The sequence below is a fragment of the Ruegeria sp. YTSA105 genome (assembly GCF_059610225.1).
Genome location: NZ_JBXWNE010000011.1, coordinates 41,423 through 60,882 on the forward strand (window position 1 = coordinate 41,423; position 19,460 = coordinate 60,882).

Annotated in this window: 17 protein-coding genes; 11 read left to right on the forward strand and 6 right to left on the reverse strand. The window is 59.3% G+C overall.

Annotation, left to right across the window (positions count from 1 at the left end):
* Window positions 1-79 precede the first annotated feature (79 nt).
* Window positions 80-511, reverse strand: coding sequence for a group III truncated hemoglobin (locus AC2FH2_RS14185; RefSeq protein WP_281995734.1), 432 nt, complete (start codon window positions 509-511; stop codon window positions 80-82).
* A 165-nt stretch (window positions 512-676) separates the two neighbouring features.
* Between AC2FH2_RS14185 and AC2FH2_RS14190 the strand changes: the two genes are divergently transcribed.
* Window positions 677-1,144 carry a DUF1203 domain-containing protein gene (locus AC2FH2_RS14190; RefSeq protein WP_496694304.1) on the forward strand — a complete coding sequence of 156 codons (468 nt, stop codon included), beginning with the start codon at window positions 677-679 and terminating at the stop codon, window positions 1,142-1,144.
* On the opposite strand, the gene AC2FH2_RS14195 is transcribed toward AC2FH2_RS14190, so the two are convergent.
* Window positions 1,141-2,133, reverse strand: coding sequence for an ABC transporter ATP-binding protein (locus AC2FH2_RS14195; RefSeq protein ID WP_496824104.1), 993 nt, complete (start codon window positions 2,131-2,133; stop codon window positions 1,141-1,143). The two genes, AC2FH2_RS14190 and AC2FH2_RS14195, sit on opposite strands and share 4 nt — an antisense overlap.
* A gap of 87 nt (window positions 2,134-2,220) precedes the next feature.
* Here AC2FH2_RS14195 and AC2FH2_RS14200 point away from each other — a divergent pair, with 87 nt between their 5' ends.
* From AC2FH2_RS14200 to polA, 3 genes are all read left to right on the forward strand, one after another.
* Window positions 2,221-2,400, forward strand: a complete 180-nt coding sequence (locus AC2FH2_RS14200) for a zinc-finger domain-containing protein (RefSeq protein ID WP_282027669.1) — start codon at window positions 2,221-2,223, stop codon at window positions 2,398-2,400.
* Between the two features lie 413 nt (window positions 2,401-2,813).
* Window positions 2,814-3,281, forward strand: a complete 468-nt coding sequence (locus AC2FH2_RS14205) for a hypothetical protein (protein ID WP_281973333.1) — start codon at window positions 2,814-2,816, stop codon at window positions 3,279-3,281.
* Window positions 3,282-3,351: 70 nt separating this feature from the next.
* Window positions 3,352-6,150 carry a DNA polymerase I gene (polA, locus tag AC2FH2_RS14210; RefSeq protein WP_496824044.1) on the forward strand — a complete coding sequence of 933 codons (2,799 nt, stop codon included), beginning with the start codon at window positions 3,352-3,354 and terminating at the stop codon, window positions 6,148-6,150.
* 42 nt (window positions 6,151-6,192) lie between these two features.
* On the opposite strand, the gene AC2FH2_RS14215 is transcribed toward polA, so the two are convergent.
* Window positions 6,193-6,462, reverse strand: a complete 270-nt coding sequence (locus tag AC2FH2_RS14215) for a DUF2798 domain-containing protein (RefSeq protein WP_342782020.1) — start codon at window positions 6,460-6,462, stop codon at window positions 6,193-6,195.
* A gap of 31 nt (window positions 6,463-6,493) precedes the next feature.
* Complete coding sequence (locus tag AC2FH2_RS14220; RefSeq protein ID WP_496824046.1) at window positions 6,494-7,249, reverse strand: hydroxypyruvate isomerase family protein; 756 nt, start codon at window positions 7,247-7,249, stop codon at window positions 6,494-6,496.
* A gap of 178 nt (window positions 7,250-7,427) precedes the next feature.
* On the opposite strand from AC2FH2_RS14220, the gene AC2FH2_RS14225 reads away from it, so the two are divergent.
* Window positions 7,428-8,372 (forward strand): DMT family transporter, encoded by a 945-nt coding sequence (locus AC2FH2_RS14225; protein ID WP_496824048.1) that lies wholly within the window; start codon window positions 7,428-7,430, stop codon window positions 8,370-8,372.
* On the opposite strand, the gene AC2FH2_RS14230 is transcribed toward AC2FH2_RS14225, so the two are convergent.
* Window positions 8,355-8,930 carry a DUF1285 domain-containing protein gene (locus tag AC2FH2_RS14230; protein WP_271951822.1) on the reverse strand — a complete coding sequence of 192 codons (576 nt, stop codon included), beginning with the start codon at window positions 8,928-8,930 and terminating at the stop codon, window positions 8,355-8,357. The two genes, AC2FH2_RS14225 and AC2FH2_RS14230, sit on opposite strands and share 18 nt — an antisense overlap.
* Before the next feature lie 64 nt (window positions 8,931-8,994).
* On the opposite strand from AC2FH2_RS14230, the gene AC2FH2_RS14235 reads away from it, so the two are divergent.
* From AC2FH2_RS14235 to AC2FH2_RS14260, 6 genes are all read left to right on the forward strand, one after another.
* Window positions 8,995-10,002 (forward strand): AAA family ATPase, encoded by a 1,008-nt coding sequence (locus AC2FH2_RS14235; RefSeq protein WP_271951824.1) that lies wholly within the window; start codon window positions 8,995-8,997, stop codon window positions 10,000-10,002.
* Window positions 9,999-10,874, forward strand: a complete 876-nt coding sequence (locus AC2FH2_RS14240; protein ID WP_271951826.1) for a DUF58 domain-containing protein — start codon at window positions 9,999-10,001, stop codon at window positions 10,872-10,874. The genes AC2FH2_RS14235 and AC2FH2_RS14240 overlap by 4 nt, the downstream gene beginning before the upstream one ends.
* Window positions 10,871-13,633 (forward strand): DUF4159 domain-containing protein, encoded by a 2,763-nt coding sequence (locus AC2FH2_RS14245; RefSeq protein WP_496824050.1) that lies wholly within the window; start codon window positions 10,871-10,873, stop codon window positions 13,631-13,633. Before AC2FH2_RS14240 ends, AC2FH2_RS14245 begins: the two co-directional genes overlap by 4 nt.
* Window positions 13,630-15,672 carry a hypothetical protein gene (locus tag AC2FH2_RS14250; protein WP_496824052.1) on the forward strand — a complete coding sequence of 681 codons (2,043 nt, stop codon included), beginning with the start codon at window positions 13,630-13,632 and terminating at the stop codon, window positions 15,670-15,672. Before AC2FH2_RS14245 ends, AC2FH2_RS14250 begins: the two co-directional genes overlap by 4 nt.
* Window positions 15,673-15,985: 313 nt before the next feature.
* Complete coding sequence (locus tag AC2FH2_RS14255; protein WP_496824054.1) at window positions 15,986-18,202, forward strand: response regulator; 2,217 nt, start codon at window positions 15,986-15,988, stop codon at window positions 18,200-18,202.
* A gap of 9 nt (window positions 18,203-18,211) precedes the next feature.
* On the forward strand, window positions 18,212-18,673 hold the full coding sequence (locus AC2FH2_RS14260) for a VOC family protein (protein WP_496824056.1): 462 nt from the start codon (window positions 18,212-18,214) through the stop codon (window positions 18,671-18,673).
* Here AC2FH2_RS14260 and yaaA read toward each other — a convergent pair.
* Window positions 18,643-19,434 (reverse strand): peroxide stress protein YaaA, encoded by a 792-nt coding sequence (yaaA, locus tag AC2FH2_RS14265; protein WP_282027662.1) that lies wholly within the window; start codon window positions 19,432-19,434, stop codon window positions 18,643-18,645. The two genes, AC2FH2_RS14260 and yaaA, sit on opposite strands and share 31 nt — an antisense overlap.
* Window positions 19,435-19,460: the final 26 nt, after the last annotated feature.

A 19,460-nucleotide genomic window follows, 5' to 3' on the forward strand; every position in this document is an offset into this window, starting at 1 on the left:
ATCCGTTGCATAAACCCATTTTTCAGAGTCTGATAGCCCTTATTTTACCGCTAACATGGCAACCGGCCATGATCTGAGATCATCGCAGGATCGGTGGCGCGTCCTTTGGCTGGCGCGCGGATTGTACACCCACTTTCATCCCTACGCCGATGCGCCGGGCCAGCGCCACCCAGGGCAGCGCGGTTTCTGCGGGCAGGGTGCTATGGGCCACCTCCTCGAACAGGTCCAGCCAATGATCGAACAATTCGGGCCTGATATCGGGCCTTTCGATGTGAATACGCTGCGGATTTCCGTCATAACAACGCTCATGCAGAATGGCGTTGCGCCAGAACGCGGCGATCTTGTTCTCGTGCGGGGGCCAGTCGCTGACATGGTTTGCAAAGACCGGCGCCAGTGCCTCGTCCTGCCGGACGCGGGCGTAGAATGCGCTCACCTGCGACATGATCTGTTCAGCGGTGGCGGGAAACCTCGGAGGAATTCCTGGGCGGGCAGGAGGGGTAGGTTTGGACATGGGCGTTCCGAAACTGAATTGCGCCCCGTTCAGATCGGATTGTAGCCCGTGCTGTCAAGCCACGGCGCGTATATGTCGCGCTGTCTCAAAGAAGCGTTTGCGCAGGAAACGGGTCGGTTCCCCTCGCCGGGTCAGGCATCTTTTGTACAAAGAAGGAGACCTAACATGCACAAAATATCTGCCCTCCCCACCGCGCAGGTTCAGGCCTATCGCCAAGGCGCGCCTGATGGTTATGGCAACCCGCCCGAACGGGCGATATCGAACGGGGAAGGAAACCCCTGCCGTCATTGCCTGACCTATATTCCCAAGGGAAAGGAAATGCTGGTGCTGGCCCACCGGCCCTTTCCAGCGACACAACCTTTTGCTGAAACCGGGCCGATTTACCTTTGTGTAGAGCATTGTCAGCGCTATGAGGATCTCACCAACCTGCCCGAGGCGCTGACCGCCTCACCCAATTATCTGATTAAAGGGTACGGATCGGACGACAGGATTGTTTACGGCACCGGGATCATTACGCCGCAGGCGGAATTGCAAAACGCTGCCGGGGGTATCTTTGCCCGCGCGGATGTCGCCTATATCCACATCAGATCCGCGTCGAATAACTGCTATCACGCGCGGATCGACCGCGCCTAAAGCTTAACCCGGTGCAATCCCCGGCGCGGCTGATCAAGATCAGCTGCCGGGACATCGCCCGCCCGGGTCGAGGTCAGGGCCAGGAACACATCCTCAAGATCCGCTTCTTCGGTGCGAACGTCCCGGATACGGATGCCCACGGCCCTGACGGATTCCAGAACCTGTTCGGCACTGGTCTGGGCACTGCGATAGCGCAGCACCAGGCTGCCATCGTCGCGCAGTGTGGCCTCGACTCCCTCGGTCGCAGGCAGTTTAGTGACGGGGCCATCCGGAATAATTACCATCGTCCGACCATCCATGCGGCTCAGCAGGTCTGCCGTGCTGTCCTGTGCGATCTTTTCGCCATGGTTGATGATGGCGATCTGGTCGCACATCTCCTGTGCTTCTTCCAGGTAATGCGTCGTCAGGATGATGGTCATGCCCTGCTGGTTCAGCTTGCGCACGTTGGCCCAGAGCATTTGGCGCAGCTCGATATCCACGCCCGCCGTGGGTTCGTCCAGAACCAGCACTTTGGGGTTATGCACCAAAGCCTTGGCCAACAGCAACCGGCGCCGCATACCGCCGGACAGGGTGCGGGCATAGGCCTCGGCCTTGTCGCTGAGGCCAACCAGTTCGAGGATTTCATCACTGCGCCGCTGCGCCTTTGGTACACCATATAGGCCAGCCTGAACCTCCAAAGCACCGCGCGGGGTAAAGAAAGGGTCCAGATTCAGCTCTTGCGGCATAACGCCGATGGCAGCGCGAGATTGGCGCGGGTTGCGGTCTTGGTCATGACCCCAGATCGACACATGGCCTGCAGATTTCACCACCAACCCGGCCAGAATGTTGATCAGGGTCGATTTCCCAGCCCCGTTCGGCCCCAGCAATCCAAAGACTGAACCGCGCGGGATTGTCAGGTCGATGCCCCTCAGCGCCTGCTTTTCAGGCTGGCCCTTTCTGCCGCGATAGGTCTTGCGCAGCCCTTCGATCCTGATTGCCGCATTGTCCATGTGGCTCTTGCCCCCGGTTTGCTCATCGCTCATAAACGCACCTAATGCATGCCCGCGAGGCCGACAACCAGTGAAGGATCGCCAGCCGTGACAATCGAAGCGCCGGAAACCAAGATCGTCGAAACCTCTCGTGTCGCCTGTGATGGCGGCGAAGGTGCATTGGGCCATCCACGCGTCTGGTTGCAGATCCCCGAAGACATCGGCTGGGTCGAGTGCCCCTATTGCGACTGCAAGTATGTCTTGAAGGGGCACCATGCCAGCGCCTGAATGTGCAAAGCCGCGGGCAGGTTTTACCTCTGCCTGATCATTGGAGCTGTTGGCTATTTTCTGGCCGCCGCTATCGGAATGCTTCTAACCGGATCGGGAAATCGGGCGCAGGGCGATGATACGATCGAAATCGCCCTGGTCAGCGGGCCGATCTACAGGCCTCCTGGGTGCCGGGTTTTTCCAACCACAATCAGTTCTTAAGGTCAGAGGGCGTTTCAACGCGCTTCGAACCTGCAATGTCTGGACCGGTGAGGTGCTGTGGGCCGCGAATGAAGACTTCGGCACATGGGTGCCATTGCCTTACTCGATCACTTTGTCCTGCTTGATAAACCAATCAGGCAAGGTCTAACCTGCCCAACTAATGTCGTGTTCTGACGATAGCTTTGCGCCGGCTCAATGGAGGAAGTGTGTTGATGGACGCCAGTATCCAAAATACCAACCAACCGGTCTTCGGATGGATTGGTTTTAGTGTTTCCGCGATGGCCCTGTTGGGCGCCCTGTTCCTGTTCTGGGCCGGGCCATTCGCACCGCAACAATCGACTGGCGTGTCTTTGGGAGAGCTTGCAGCCGAGCTTGGAAAATCCACCCTGCGCTCGGCCGCCGGGCTGGACCAACCCGAGCCGGTGGCCCGGGTCCGTGATCTGGACGACTTTCTGCAGATCGGCGTAGCCCTTTTGGGAGGATTGGCCGTCATCCTGTCGGCCATAGGCATTCTGCGCCACGAAAAACTGCGCCCGGCCATTGCGGGTATCGCAATCGGCATCGGCGCAATCCTGTTTCAGTTCTTTGCTTTTGCGTTTTTCGCTTTCCTCGGTGTGCTGGTCATCATGGCGCTGCTCAACAGCTTTTCGGATGTATTTGGCGGCCTGTTCGGCGGATAGTTCACCTTCTGTACTGGTCACCCGTGCGCCCCTGTGGCAGAACCATCCCTGACCGACAGGGAGCGCGCGCATGAGCAATTTCGGAAAAGGGTGTCACCTTCATCTTATTGACGGATCGGCCTTTATCTTCAGGGCCTATCACGCGCTGCCGCCGCTGACGCGGAAGTCAGATGGGTTGCCGATTGGGGCCGTGTCGGGCTTTTGCAACATGCTGCAGAAATATGTCGAAGGAAACACCGGGCCAGACGCGCCTACCCATGTGGCGGTGATCTTCGACAAGGGCTCTCATACGTTCCGCAACGATATGTATGACCTTTACAAGGCCAACCGCGAGGCCATGCCCGAGGATCTGCGCCCTCAGATGCCCCTGACCCGCGAGGCGACCCGCGCCTTCAATATCGCCTGCAAAGAGCTTGAGGGCTATGAGGCCGACGACATCATTGCCACCCTTGCCATACAGGCGCGTGAGGCGGGTGGTCGCGTCACGATCGTCAGTTCCGACAAGGACCTGATGCAGCTGGTCGGCGATGGGGTCGAAATGCTGGATGCGATGAAGAACAAACGCATCGACCGCGATGGCGTGTTCGAGAAATTCGGCGTCGGGCCGGAACGTGTGGTGGACGTGCAGGCGCTGGCCGGGGACAGCGTGGACAATGTGCCGGGGGCTCCGGGCATTGGGATCAAGACGGCGGCGCTTTTGATCAATGAATTTGGGGATCTGGAAACCCTGCTGGACCGCGCCGAAGAGATCAAACAACCCAAACGCCGCCAGACCCTGATCGACAAACGCGCCCAGATTGAGCTGTCGAAAAGACTGGTGCAGTTGGATGAGAATACGCCGCTGGATTTCACCTTAGACGATCTTGAGGTGCAAGACCCTGAACCGGACACTCTGCTGGGCTTTCTTGCTGAGATGGAGTTCCGCACCCTCACCAAGCGCATAGCGGACAAGCTGGGGGCCGAGGCACCGGTGATTGCAGACGCGCCTGCGCCCGTTGCAGATGTGGCCGAGGCTGAAGACATTCCATTCGACGCGTCGAAGTATGAATGCGTCCGCGACGCGGGGGCTTTGCAGAAATGGATAGACCAGGCCTATGAGCGTGGCTGGGTTGCAGTGGACACCGAGACCACCGGGCTGAACGAGATGATCGCAGATCTGGTTGGCATTTCGCTCTGCATTGAGCCGGGCGAGGCCTGCTATATCCCATTGATCCATCGTCAAAGCGCCACCGACGATCTGTTCGGGTCGGACGCGCTGGCCGAGGGGCAAATGCCGATTGAACAGGCTCTAACACTGATAAAACCGATGTTAGAGGACCCGTCGATCCTCAAGATCGGGCAAAACATGAAATACGATGCCAAGATTTTTACCCGCTATGGCGTGGATGTGGCGCCGATTGATGACACGATGTTGATGTCCTATGCGATGCATGGCGGCGAGCATGGGCATGGCATGGACACCCTGTCCGAGCGTTATCTGAACCACACGCCGATCCCGATCAAACCGCTGCTGGGATCCGGCAAATCGGCGATCACATTCGACAAGGTTCCGATTGATGAAGCGACCGCCTATGCGGCCGAGGACGCTGATATAACGCTGCGCCTGTGGAAACTGTTCAAGCCGCAACTGCATCAGGTGCAGGTGACGACCGTCTATGAAACGTTGGAACGCCCGCTGGTGCCGGTTCTGGCCGAAATGGAGATGCATGGCATCAAGGTTGACCGCGATGTCCTCAGCCGCATGTCCAACGCGTTTGCCCAGAAAATGGCCGGGTTAGAGGCTGAAATCCACGAGTTGGCTGGTGAAAGCTTCAATGTAGGCTCGCCCGCTCAGCTGGGCGAGATTCTGTTCGACAAGATGAGTCTGGAAGGCGGCAAGAAGGGCAAGACCGGTAAATATTCAACCGGGGCCGATATCCTTGAGGATCTGGCGACCGAGCATGAATTGCCGCGTCGGGTGCTGGATTGGCGGCAGCTGTCGAAACTGAAATCGACCTATACGGACGCGCTGCAGACCCATATCAACCCCGATACGGGCCGGGTACATACATCCTATTCGATCACCGGGGCGAACACCGGTCGTTTGGCCTCGACCGATCCGAACCTGCAGAACATCCCTGTGCGCACCGAAGAAGGCCGCCGTATCCGCGAGGCGTTCATTGCCGAGCCGGGAAATGTGCTGGTCAGCCTCGACTATAGCCAGATCGAGCTGCGCATTCTGGCGCATATTGCCGATATTCCGGCCTTGAAACAGGCGTTTACTGATGGGTTGGACATTCACGCCATGACCGCGTCGGAAATGTTCGACGTGCCGCTGGATGAGATGACGCCGGATATTCGCCGTCAGGCCAAGGCGATCAACTTTGGTGTGATCTATGGCATCTCGGGTTTTGGTCTGGCGCGCAACCTGCGTATTCCACGGGCCGAGGCGCAGGGCTTTATCGACCGCTATTTCGAGCGCTTCCCCGGCATCCGGACCTATATGGACGACACCGTCGCCTTTGCCAAAGAGAATGGCTATGTGCAGACCCTATTCGGGCGCAAAATCCATACGCCCGAGATCAACGCCAAGGGGCCGCATGCCGGATTCTCGCGTCGGGCGGCGATCAACGCTCCGATTCAAGGCACTGCGGCCGACGTGATCCGACGCGCCATGGTGCGGATGCCGGATGCGATCCATGGGTTGCCTGCGAAAATGTTGCTGCAAGTGCATGACGAATTGCTGTTCGAAGTATCCGAGGACGCCGTTGAACCGCTGATCGACGCGGCGCGCGACGTGATGGAGGGGGCCTCGGACCCAGCGGTGAAACTGGATGTGAAACTCAGCGTTGATGCGGGACAGGGCGCGAATTGGGCCGAGGCGCACTAGCGCCGCCGTTCATCAAGCCCTGCGGGCCCTCTTCGCGGCGGGTCAGCCCTGTGGTCTGACCATGCGGTTGACCATCCGTTGCACGCTGGGGCCCAGCAGTAGGATAACTGTGAACGCGATGGGCCAGGAGAAAACCCATGAGCCCATCCAGTCGCCCAGCGTCGCGGGACCGAAACCGACGGCCTTGGCCGTGGCGATACCGGTGACGATGCAGGACATCATGCCTGACATGATCAGGCTGAACAGGGCGCGGGCATAGCGGGCAGGGATCATCCGGACATCCTTGGTGTGAGTGGCACTGATCTGCGCCATTTTTCCGGGTAATACCAGTGCCAGCGGACAATTAAAGGTGCATCCAGCCGAGCGTCTCGACGGTACGTTGGATCGAGGGCTGATATTCGGCACTGACCCAGCCGGTGTAGCCGCTGTCATCAATCGCTCGGAACAACTCGGCAAAATTCATCTCACCTCGACCGGGCTCTGAGCGATCCGGGGCCGCTCCGATCTGGGCATGCACGATGCGGTCTTGGTAATCCTTCCAGACTTGCAGCGCGTTGCCATGGATCATCTGGGCGTGGAAGCTGTCATATTGCAGGCCGACATTGGGCCGGTTCACGCGATCCAAAACCTCGGCGGCCAGATCGTAAGAGTTCAGGAAATATTCAGGCTGTGACACCGGGTTGAGCGGTTCGATCGTGAACGGCTGTTGGGGCGCGTGGTCTGCTGCCCATTGCAGGTTTTGAACAAAGCAATCCATAGCATCCGCGCCCGAGGAATATCCGGACATGATGTGGATTTTTTCGGGCCGTAGCGCCTGAGCATAGCGTAGAACACGGCGGATGTCGGACTGGAACCGCGCCTCACCGCCCGGAACGGCGGCATATCCGGGAGTGCCGCCGGTGTAGTTGGGTGGCGGCGCGTTGATCAGCACCAGGTCGAGCCCATTAGCCAGCAGAGCACGGCGGGTTTCCTTGGTAGCCAGATCATAGGGAAACAGAACCTCAACAGCCTTGAACCCGGCCTGCGCGGCAGCTTGAAACCTGTCGAGATAGGGCAGTTCGGCAAAGAGCAGTGAGATATTTGCAGCGAATTTGGGCATGGATGGCCTTTGCGTGTCTGTTCGCCGGACCATATCGGTCGGGTGATTTCAGCGAAAGGGACTGAAAACGACAGATTGTCGAAAATCGGCCAGATCACCCGGTTTAATTCAGTGACGTTCGGGACAATGCGGCGAATCATTTCTGACGCCGCTTTGACCAGAGGTATGACCCATGGCAATGAGCCCCGACCCCGTGCGCGGGACCGCTATTCCTATGTCCGCCGACCGCAACTCCGCCTTGTCTGGCAACGGGTTGGCGGTTGCCTCGATGCTGGCATGGGCCGCAGGCTTTCCGGCGGCGGAGGTCTTGTTGCAAAGCTGGTCGCCGGTGGGCTTGCTGGCGGCACGGCTGGGTCTGGCGGTTCTGGTGCTGCTGCCGATCTGGCTGATGCTGGACGGTCCCAGCCGTATTCTAAGGGCCAGATGGGGATGGGCGATGATTGTCGGAGCGTTTGGCTTTGGCTGCCCGATGTTCCTGCTGATCCTGGCGCAAAAGCTGACCGATCCGGTAACCGTCGTCATCATCGCCTCTTGCGCGCCACTAATCGCAACCCTTCTAGAGCTTAAGGCGGGCACACGTCGGCTGAGCTGGAATTTTGGCCTGGGCGTTCTGGTTTCAATTATCGGCGGGCTGATCGCCACCAGCGCCGTCGCCCCGGCGCAGCTGGGCCTTGGGGCCTTATGCGCGGTCGTGTCGGTCGTCTTTTTCAGTTGGGGCAGCATGACCACAGCGCGCGATTTTCCTGAACTCAGCCAGACCGGGCGCGCGACGATCACGTTGATCGGGGGCTTTGCCATGGCCGTGATCTTGTGCTTTGCCGCTGGGCTGCTGGGTATGGATGTGGTGCCTAAGGTTGCGATTGACGGGCAGCAGATCGGGATGCTGGGGATTTACGCGCTGATTTCGCTGGGGCTGAGCCAGATCCTGTTCGTTGCTTCGGTTGGAAAGCTGGGCGTGGCGCTGGCCTCATTCCATATGAACATCGCGCCATTTTACGTGATGCTGATCATGATTGTGCTGGGGGATGAGTGGAATTCAACCCGCGCACTGGGCGCGGGCATCGTGGCGGTCGCCGTTGTTCTGGCGCAGGATCGCAGGCCGCGCTCAGCCCAGATCGGCTGAGCGGATCAGCGGAAAGAACTGACCTCCCGACCACACCCCGAACCAGTCTTCATGATCGGTGCCGATCTCGACCAGTCGGTAAAAGCTTTTGCGGTCAATGCGCGCCTCTAGATTTGCGCGGATCAGGATATAGGGCGAGGGTTCCTGGGTCTTCGGATCAAACTCAACACGGATCGGGTGATCCGGTCCGGCCTTGGCCGTGTCACCCACATGGGTGCTGAAAGTCAAAATCTGCGCCGCGCCTGAGCCTGTGGCATCAAAGTCGACAGCGACGAACGGGACATCCTCAACCGTGATTCCCACCTTTTCGACCGGGGTCACCAGGTAATATTTGCCTTCTTCTTTCTTAAGAATTGAGGAAAAAAGCTTCACAAGCTCGAACCTGTTGATGGGCGAGCCTAAATAACTCCAACAACCATCTTTTGCGATCCTGATGTCCAGATCGCCACAAAACGGGGGATTCCACAGGTGAACAGGGGGTAAATCCCGTGTTTTCGCGGCTTTGACTGATGCCGCTATGCCATCAGGAGAAGGTGTCACAGGGATTTGTCCGCTCATTACTTTTGCCATTTCCTTTTCGCGCGATACACTTCAACCATACTCGTCCACGGAAGGGAAAGTCATGAGCGAACCTGCCGACCTCGTATCCGAGATCGAAGCGCTGGAAACTAAACTGCAAGAGGCCAAGGCCTCGATCACCCGACGCTTTATCGGGCAAGAGCGGGTCGTGGACCTGACGCTGGCAGCGCTGTTATGCGGCGGGCACGCGTTGCTGATCGGCTTGCCCGGGCTGGGCAAGACCCGGCTGGTTGAGACTTTGTCGACCGTGATGGGCCTGCATGGCAACCGTATCCAGTTCACGCCGGATCTGATGCCGGCTGATATTCTGGGGTCCGAGGTTCTGGATACGGCCGAGGATGGCAGTCGCCACTTCCGGTTCATTCCCGGCCCGATCTTCTGTGAATTGCTGATGGCGGATGAGATCAACCGCGCCAGCCCGCGTACACAGTCGGCTTTGCTGCAAGCGATGCAGGAACGCACCGTCACCGTTGCGGGCGAGGATCGTGCGCTGGATGAGCCGTTTCACGTGCTGGCCACGCAGAACCCGATTGAACAAGAAGGCACCTATCCGCTGCCCGAGGCGCAGTTGGACCGCTTTTTGGTGCAGATTGACGTCGAATACCCGGATCGTCAGACCGAGCGGGATATCCTTCTGGCCACGACCGGTGTCGAAGAAGACGACGCTCATCAGATTTTCACCAAAGAGGAATTGCTGGCGGCGCAACTTCTGTTGCGCCGGATGCCGGTCGGCGAGTCTGTGGTCGAACTGATTTTGGATCTGGTCCGCGCATTCCGCCCCGGCGAAGCAGGCGTGTCCGATCGTGTGGCCGAAACCGTGGCCTGGGGCCCTGGCCCCCGCGCGGCGCAGGCGTTGATGATGACGGTGCGTGCCAACGCCATGTTGCAGGGGCGACTGGCCCCCAACGCCGAAGATGTTCTTGAGATGGCCCGCCCGGTCCTCAGCCATCGTATGGCGCTGAACTTTGCGGCACGGGCGCGCGGTGACAGTCTGGCCGATCTGATTGACTCGACTGCACTTGGGTTGATCCGAACCGAGGCTGCGGCGTGAATGCCGGGCTGACCCTTCGTGAAAGATCCGAGGCCGAGGCATCTCGGTTGCCGCCCCTGTTGGCGCGGGCGGAACACCTGGCCGGAACCGTCCTGCTGGGTGACCATGGGCGTCGCCGATCCGGGATGGGCGATGATTTCTGGCAATACCGCCCGGCACAGGTTGGCGACAGCCGCCGGATGATTGACCACCGCCGCTCGGCCCGTGGCGATCAACAATTTGTGCGCGAACGCGAATGGCAGATTGCCCAATCGGTGATGCTGTGGGTGGATCAGGGCGCGTCGATGCGCTTTGCCTCGGACGCTTCGCTGCCCACCAAGGCGGATCGCGCGCGTTTGCTGGGGCTGGCAACTTCGATCTTGCTGGCGCGTGGTGGTGAGCGTGTGGGCCTGACGGGCACAACCCTGCCGCCCCGGCGCGGCAATGCCCAGATCATCCGGCTTGCGCAGGCCTGGTCCGAGGATGATCAAGCCGACTATGCGCCACCCGAGCACCGCGCCATGATCCCCCATGCGCGGGCGGTGTTCATCTCTGATTTTCTTGGCCCGATGGAAGAGGTTGAACTGGCACTGTCCAAAGCTGCGGATCGTGGCGTGCGCGGGGTGGTCCTGCAGGTGCTGGATCCCGGTGAAGAGAATTTCCCCTATCGCGGGCGCACCATTTTCGAAAGCGTGGGCGGCTCGGCCCGGCATGAAACGCTCAAGGCTTCTGATCTTCGTGACCGGTATCTTGCGCGCCTTGCCGAACGAAAGGATGCCTTGATGCGCTTGTGTCGGGTGACGGGATGGCAACTGGGGCTGCACCACACTGGCGACAGCGCACAGGCGGCTCTGTTATGGCTGTATAGCGCTTTGGACGGGGGCAGAGTATGACGGTTTTGGCTGGGATAGGCTTTACCGCGCCTTGGGTGTTGCTGGGATTGTTGACCCTGCCCATCCTGTGGCTGGTCCTGCGCGCTGTGCCGCCTGCGCCGATCCGGCGAATGTTTCCGGCCGTAACGCTGCTGCTGGGGCTGAAGGACGACGAGAGTGTTTCGGATCGGACACCATGGTGGCTGCTGCTGTTGCGAATGCTGGCGGCGGCGGCGATCATTATCGGTCTGGCCGGGCCGGTTTTGAATCCCTCGCGGGATCAGGTGGGTTCGGGGCCGCTGTTGTTGGTGCTGGATGCCAGCTGGGCAGGTGCAAGCGGCTGGCCATCGCTTCAGGACCAGCTTGATACGCAGCTGACCGAGGCCGGACGCGCCGGACGCACGGTGGCCTTGCTCAACTTGACGGAGCCAGAAGCCCCAGTCTTTCAGGCCGCCGAAGCGTGGCGGGGTCGGCTTCCGGGGGTGACTCCGATGCCCTGGCAACCAACTCAGCTGCAGATGGATCAGGTGCTCGATATGCTGGATCAGCTTGATGGTGGTTTTGATACATATTGGTTCAGCGACGGTCTGGAATTTGCGGGTCGGGAAACGGTTCTGGCTGCGTTGCAATCGCGCGGGGAAGTAACCGTGTACCAGTCAGGCTCGCCTGTTTATGCGATTCTGCCCGCCGCCTATCAGGATGGTGTCATTCAACTGACGGCCCAACGCGCCACTGCTGGTCCGGAAAACATCCTGACCATTTTGGCACAGGGGCGCGATCCGGCGGGCGCAATGCGGGTTCTGCAATCCGCCAATATCGTCTTTGCTGAAGGCGAAACGCTTGCTCAGGTGGAGCTGGCGCTGCCCTCGGAACTACGGGCCAGAATCACCCGGTTCGAGATTCAGGGTCAGCGGTCGGCGGGTGCCGTAACGCTGACCGATGACAGCCTGCGCAGGCGTGAGGTGGCCTTGCTTGCGGGCAGTTTGAACCGTGAAGGGTTAGAGCTGTTGTCGCCGCTGCATTATCTGACACAGGTTTTGGTCCCGACCGCGGATTTTGTCGGGGGCGGCCTGATGGATGTGTTGCCCGCCAATCCGGATGTGATTGTTCTGGCGGATGTGGCGAAATTGGCCGAAGCGGAACAACTGGGGGTGACCGAATGGGTCGAACAGGGCGGGCTGCTGTTGCGCTTTGCCGGGCCGCGCATGGCCGCCAGCGATCTGGGGCGGGATGTCGAGGATACCTTGCTGCCGGTGCGCCTGCGCAGCGGTGGCCGTTCGGTCGGCGGCGCGATGAGCTGGGGTGAGGCCAAAGGTCTGGCCCCGTTCCCCGAAACCTCACCCTTCTACGGGTTGCGCGTGCCACCGGATGTTTCCGTGACCACACAGGTCATGGCGCAACCAGACCCAAATTTGGCCGATCGGGTGATTGCATCGCTCTCGGATGGCACGCCTCTGGTCACGCGCAAGGCCTTGGGGCTGGGGCAGGTGGTGCTGTTCCATGTCACCGCTGATGCCGAATGGTCGAGCCTTCCCCTCTCGGGCCTGTTTGTCGAGATGCTGGATCGGCTGGCCGTCGCCTCGGCTGCGAAATCCCGAGAGGAGTCGCAGTTGCAGGGCACGACCTGGGAACCGCTGCAGGTCATGGACGGATTTGGAGGCTTGTCGGATGCAGATAATCTGGCAGGCGTCGATGGGGTTGATCTTGCCGCCGGCGCAATCGGGCCGGACCTGCAGCCGGGCCTGTATGAAAGCGGCAAGCAAAAACTGGCGCTGAATGTGCTGGACGCGGACTCGGTTCTGATGCCCGCTGTCTGGCCATCCGATGTGCCCATCAAAGGGCAGGAAATCAGCGCCGAAACGCCGATCGGGGGCATTTTGCTTAGCCTCGCGCTGATCTTGCTGACGGTGGACGTTATTGCGTCACTTCTGTTGTCGGGGCGACTTGGGCTGGCCCGGGCCGCGGCGATGGCGCTGGGTGCGTTGCTGATTGCACCTGACCTTCAGGCACAGACGTCCAAGGAAACCGATTTTGCCCTGATGGCAACGCAAGAGCTGGTACTGGCTCATGTCATGACTGGAAACGCGCAGGTTGATGATATCGCGGGCGCCGGGATGCGTGGCTTGGCGCAAACTTTGTTCTTCCGCACTTCGGTCGAACCGGCAGAGCCCATCGGCGTTGATCTGGAACGGGACGAGCTAGCGTTTTTCCCGCTGCTGTACTGGCCGATCACGCCGGAACAGCCGCAACCCTCGGACGAAGCCTATGCCAAGCTGAATGCCTATCTCCGCTCGGGCGGCATGATCTTGTTCGACACGCGCGACGCGGATGTGGCGCGTTTCGGTGCAGCCAGCCCCAATGGCCGCAAGCTGCAACAACTGGCCGCCCCGCTGAATATCCCTTCGTTAGAGCCTGTTCCGGATGACCATGTTCTGACGCGGGCCTTCTATTTGCTGCAGGATTTCCCGGGCCGATATGCTGGTACCGAGATTTGGGTCGAAGCCGCCCCGCCGGATGCGGAACAGATCGACGGCATGCCGTTCCGCAACCTAAACGACAATGTGACACCGGTAGTGATCGGCGGGAATGACTGGGCCGGGGCCTGGGCCGTCGACCGAAACGGGCAGGCCTTGTTGCCGGTTGGGCGCGGATATGCCGGTGAGCGGCAGCGGGAATTGGCCAATCGGTTTGGCGTCAATCTGGTGATGCATGTGCTGACCGGGAATTACAAATCGGATCAGGTCCATGTGCCTGCGCTGCTGGACAGGTTGGGACAATGACCGGAACCGTTATCTTTGACCCTCTGATTCCGTGGCCCGTTCTGATGGTCGTTGCCGCGATTGCCATATCAGGCGTTGTTCTAGCCCTGTGGCGGGGCCTGTCTGGCTGGGCCTTGCGCGGGTTGGCCGCCCTGGTCGTGATCGCGGCCATGGCGGGGCCTGTTTATCAGGTCGAAGATCGCACTCCGCTGACCGACATCGTGGTGATGATCGAGGATGAAAGCGCCAGCCAGACCCTGTCCGATCGCGCGGAACAGACCGCACAGGCCGCTGCCGAACTGGCGGCCGAGATCGACGCGCGCGACAATACCGAGCTGCGCCGGATCCGGGTGGGTGACAGCGATGGGGATGAGGGCACACAGGTCATGGCTGCGCTGAACAAAGTCCTGGCCGAGGAACCCCGTGCGCGCATTGCGGGGATCCTCGTGCTTTCGGACGGGATCGTGCATGACGTTGATCAGGCCCCTGACCTGCCTGCACCGATGCACTTGTTGCAGACTGGGCGGGCCAGCGACTGGGACCGCCGTCTGATCGTCCGCAATGCACCGGCTTTTGCCATTATCGGAGAGCCGGTCACGCTGACGTTGCGGGTTGAGGATAGCGGCGCAGTTCCTGTTGCGGCTGCGAATGCGCCTTTGGAAATTTCGGTTGATGGCAATGCGCCAGAGCATTTCACCATTCCAATCGGTGTCGATGTTGAGCTACCGATCAAGCTGTCCCATGGCGGGCGGAATGTCATCCAGTTTACCGTACCCGGCGTCGAAGGAGAGTTGACCGACCGCAACAACACCGCACTGATTCAGATGAATGGTGTGCGCGACCGTCTGCGGGTGCTGCTGGTTTCGGGTGAACCGCATCCCGGTGGACGGACCTGGCGGAACCTTCTGAAATCCGACAGCTCGGTCGATCTGGTGCATTTCACGATCCTGCGACCGCCTGAAAAGCAGGATGGTGTGCCTGTGGACGAGTTGTCTTTGATCGCTTTTCCGACTCGAGAACTGTTTCTGGAAAAGATCAACGATTTCGATCTGATCATCTTTGATCGCTATAAGCGGCGCGGTATTCTGCCTGCGGTCTATCTGGAGAATGTCACCAATTACATCAATGATGGTGGTGCGGTTCTGATTGCGGCTGGCCCTGATTTTGCCAGTGCCGACAGTATCTTCCGCTCGCCGCTGGCGCCGATTCTTCCGGCCCAACCCACCGCGCGGGTCATCGAAGAACGCTTTGTCCCCACAGTTACAGATATGGGGCACCGGCACCCGGTGACGACGGATCTGGGCGATTCCGAGCATTGGGGAGCATGGTTGCGCCAGGTTGATGTCCTGTTCCGATCAGGTGAAACGCTGATGACCGGCGTCGATGACCGGCCGCTGCTGGTGCTAGACCGGGTCGGAGAGGGGCGCGTGGCAATGCTGGCCTCTGACCACGCCTGGCTCTGGAGCCGTGGCTTCGACGGCGGTGGTCCGCAGCTTGAACTGCTGCGGCGATTGGCACATTGGATGATGAAAGAACCCGAGCTTGAGGAAGAGGCTCTGTGGGCCGAAGCAAATGGTCAAATCATGCGCGTCATCCGTCAAACCCTGGGGGATGACGTCGGAACAGTTACCATCACGCAGCCCAATGGCGAGACACTTGAGGTGACGCTGAACGAAGTTTCTCCGGGGCGGTTCGAAGCTCAGATCTTCGGCCCCGAGATTGGCCTCTATCGGCTGCAAGAGGGTGAACATTCGGCGGTAATTGGGTTGGGCCCTGCGGCCCCCAAAGAATTTGAGCGCACGATTGCTACTGATCAGATCCTTGAGCCGGTTCTGGCCGAATTGCGCGGCGGTGTGATCCGGGTCGAGGACGGTTTGCCTTCGATCCGAAATGTCCGCGCTGGGCGGCCAGCATCGGGGCGCGGTTGGATCGGGCTGACCCCGCGCGATGCCTACCAGACCAGCTCTGTAACACAGGCTGGTGTTCTACCGCCCTGGCTGGTGCTTTTGCTGGCCGGTGGGTTCCTTCTGGCGGGTTGGCTGCGTGAAGGTCGGCGTTAGGTCATTCGACTACAACGCTGATTGTGGCCCCAATCACCAGCATCATGTCATGGTAAAGCACCGTTTGAACCGGCTTTGCTGCGTCAGGATTGTCGTGTAATCCCACACAGTTTTTTGATCTGAGCGCCTTTCGCGCATTCAGATACCGCAGATTTTGCGTTGAGTAGGAAAAGGCAGGTAACGGCGAGGCAGGCAGTTTTGGACGTTTGCGGCCTCTGAGCCTGCCATTGGTCTGTTGCAACAGGCAACGACTTAAACACTTTTTCACGCTCTGTTGGGATGCTGTGGGCAGATTGTACCGGGATCACCTTTGATGAGTCTTGCAACCAAACTGGCACAGGAAAGACGCGCACGGCTTGCCGCTGAACGTCTGCTGGAGATGAAACAGGCCGAGCTATCAGCGGCCAACCGGAAATTGGGCCTGCACGCGATGGCTCTGACTAAACGCATTGGTGAAACGCGGGCCGAGGTTGAGACGGTGCGCGATGAAAATGAAAAAGTTAAATCGGACCTGACATTGGCCAATGCCAAGATCGAAGTGGCCGAACGGCGGCTATGGCATTCGATCCAGACCTTCCCAGACGGGTTTGCATTCTTCGACGAAGAGAGCCGGTTGATCGGGGCAAATGCCTCATATTTCAGCCTGTTTGAGGGGCTGGATGAAGTAGCGCCCGGCATCAGGTATGGCAGAATTCTGGAAACCCTCACGCAGGAGGGTCTGATTGATACCGTGGACGAGGCGCAGGATGATTGGCGCGCCAGGATGCTGGCCCGTTGGAAGTTGTCCAACCCGCCGTCAGAAATCGTCAAGCTGTGGAACGGGCTCTATATCAAGCTGATTGATCAACGCGGTGGCGGTGGCGATGTGGTCAGCCTTGCGCTTGATATAACCGCCTCGGTCCGGCATCAGGCCGAACTGACCGCGGCGCGCGAACGGGCCGAGGCTGCAAACCGCGCGAAATCTGCATTCCTGGCCAATATGAGCCATGAAATCCGCACGCCCATGAACGGTATTGTTGGCATGACCGAGTTGATGACCGAAACCGCGCTGGATGAAGAACAACGGCTCTATCTCAACACGATCCGCAATTCCGGTGAAGCCTTGCTGGTGATCATCAACGATGTTCTGGATTACTCGAAGATTGAGGCGGATAAGCTGGTCTTGCACCCCGAACAGTTCGATTTCGAACGCTGTATCCTTGAGGTGGCGATGCTGCTGCAGCCCAGTGTTCGTGACAAGGGTTTAAGCCTTTTAGTCGACTATGACTTGTTTTTGCCAACCCTGTTCGTAGGCGATCCGGGCCGGGTGCGTCAGGTCTTGACCAATCTGGTTGGCAACGCTGTCAAGTTCACCGCGGAAGGGCATGTCTTGATCCGCGTCACGGGGGTCCCTCGCGCGGAGGCCCAGGCCTGTGATATTCATGTTGCCATAGAAGATACCGGTATCGGTATTGCCGAGGATAAAGCGGCGCATATCTTTGGTGAATTCAATCAGGTCGAGGATGAACAAAACCGACAGTTTGAAGGGACCGGGTTGGGTCTGGCCATCACCAAACGACTGATCAAATTGATGGACGGTGCTATCTGGGTCGAAAGCGAGCCGGGCCAGGGGTCCTGTTTTGGATTTCGGATAACGCTGCCGACGGTCGAAGGTCCGCAACCCGCCCCCCCGAATCTGGAAGGATGTCTGCGCCATGTGGTCGTGGTTGAAGATCTGGCTGTCAATCGAGCGATCCTGTCAAAGCAACTTGGTCGCCTGGGTGCCAAGGTTACCGAATGTACCACCGGAACCGAGGCGCTGGCTACGCTTGATGACACCGTAGATCTGGTGCTGTGCGATCACGATCTGCCGGACATGGACGGGCTGGATTTGGCGGCCACGATAAAGGGCCGGGGGTGGACGGATATCTCTGTCGTGGTCATGTCGGCCAATCCCGGCGTGATTCATGCTCATCCGGCCTGCCAGCTCATTGACGGAGTGTTGCAAAAGCCGATCCCTCGTTCAGAATTATATGCACGTCTGACCGCTCTGGGACGATCAGCGGATTCGATATCGAATGGTTCCGACACGCAAAACCCAACGGTTGCGCAGGTCAGACCGATTGCCGAGGATCAAAGGCTCATGCGGGTTCTGGCTGCTGAGGACAACAAGACCAACCAGCTGATCCTGCGCAAGATGGTCAAGGATCTGAACATTGATCTTCGCTTTGCGGGCAACGGGCTTGAGGCGGTCGCCGCCCATCTGGAATTCGACCCGGATTTGATATTCATGGATATCTCGATGCCCGGAATGGATGGTAAACAGGCCACAGGTGAAATCCGCCGCCGCGAGGTTGAAACCAATCAGCACGTCCCGATCGTAGCCCTGACCGCACATGCAATGAGCGGAGATGACCAGGGTATTTTATCGGCTGGATTGGACTACTACCTGACCAAACCGTTGCAAAAACAGAAAATCCACCAGATGATCCTTGACCATCGGCCAGACGGGACGCAACCGGTTCTTGATGACGAAACCCGAGCGATCTAGGCTGCCGATATGACTGATGACCGTGGATTTTACCCCCGCGCGCTGGGCGAGATTGCCATTCGCTGCGCAGATATGGCCGCTATGGTGCAGTTCTATGAACAGGTGGTCGGCCTGCAGCGTCTGAGCGGTGACCATGACAGCGCTATAACCTTCTTCCGGATAGCCGAGGGGTTTGGCGGCCATACGCAAGTTCTGGCCCTTTTTCACCACAGCACCGCGCCACGACCGGGGCAACATCGGGCCGGTGCAGAAGGTCCCGTAACAGGAGCGGGATCGCCGCTGCATCATATCGCATTGTCGCTGCCCTTCGACGAGCAGGCGGCGGTCATGAGTTGGTATGACAAGATCGGCCAACCCTATCGCATCGAGCAGTTCGGATGGGTTGGTTGGCGCGGAATTTTCACCGAAGACCCGGAAGGCAACACAGTTGAACTGGTCTCTTACGACCCGTCGATGCTGGCTGAGGCCTGATAGGGCCGGATAAAGACCAGCTTGTCGTTCTCTGACAGGTCAGGGCGGTATTCATAGCCGCCCGAGTCGAACTCCGTCAGGCTGGCGGGATCGGACAGACGGTGTTGAATGACATAGCGTGCCATCGCCCCGCGTGCCTTTTTGGCAAAGAAGCTGACGATCTTTGGCGTGCCGCCCTTGTCTTCCATGAAGACCGGTGTGATGACCCGTAATTTCAGCGCTTTGGGGTCTACTGCACCGAAATATTCCTGACTGGCGCAATTCAACAGCACATCGCTACCGGTCCCGGCTGCCTGAGCGTTCAGCGCCTTGCTTAGTTGGTCGCGCCAATAATCGTACAGGTTCTTGCCGCGCCGGGTCTTCAGCCTACTGCCCATCTCAAGCCGATAGGGCTGAATGGCGTCCAGCGGACGCAATATGCCATACAGTCCGGACAGGATACGCAGGTGATCCTGGGCCCAGGCCATCTCTTCCACATCCAGCGAAGTCGCTTCGAGCCCCTGATAGGTGTCTCCGGCAAAGGCCAGTGCGGCCGGGCGTGTCGCCACAGCATCGGGGGCGTCCGAAAAGGCGCGATAACGGTCGCGGTTCAGGCGGGCCAGATCATCGCTCAGATCCATCAGCTTTTTCAGGTCGCCCAGCGTCAGATTGCGGGCGGTTTTCGACAGGCGGATCGCGTCATCCTGAAAGTCGGGTTGCGTGACCTCAACATTCCGTTCTGCCCAATCCAGCCGTTTGGCCGGGGAAATCACTACCAGCATAGTCGCCCTCGTTTCTTGCCTGTTGG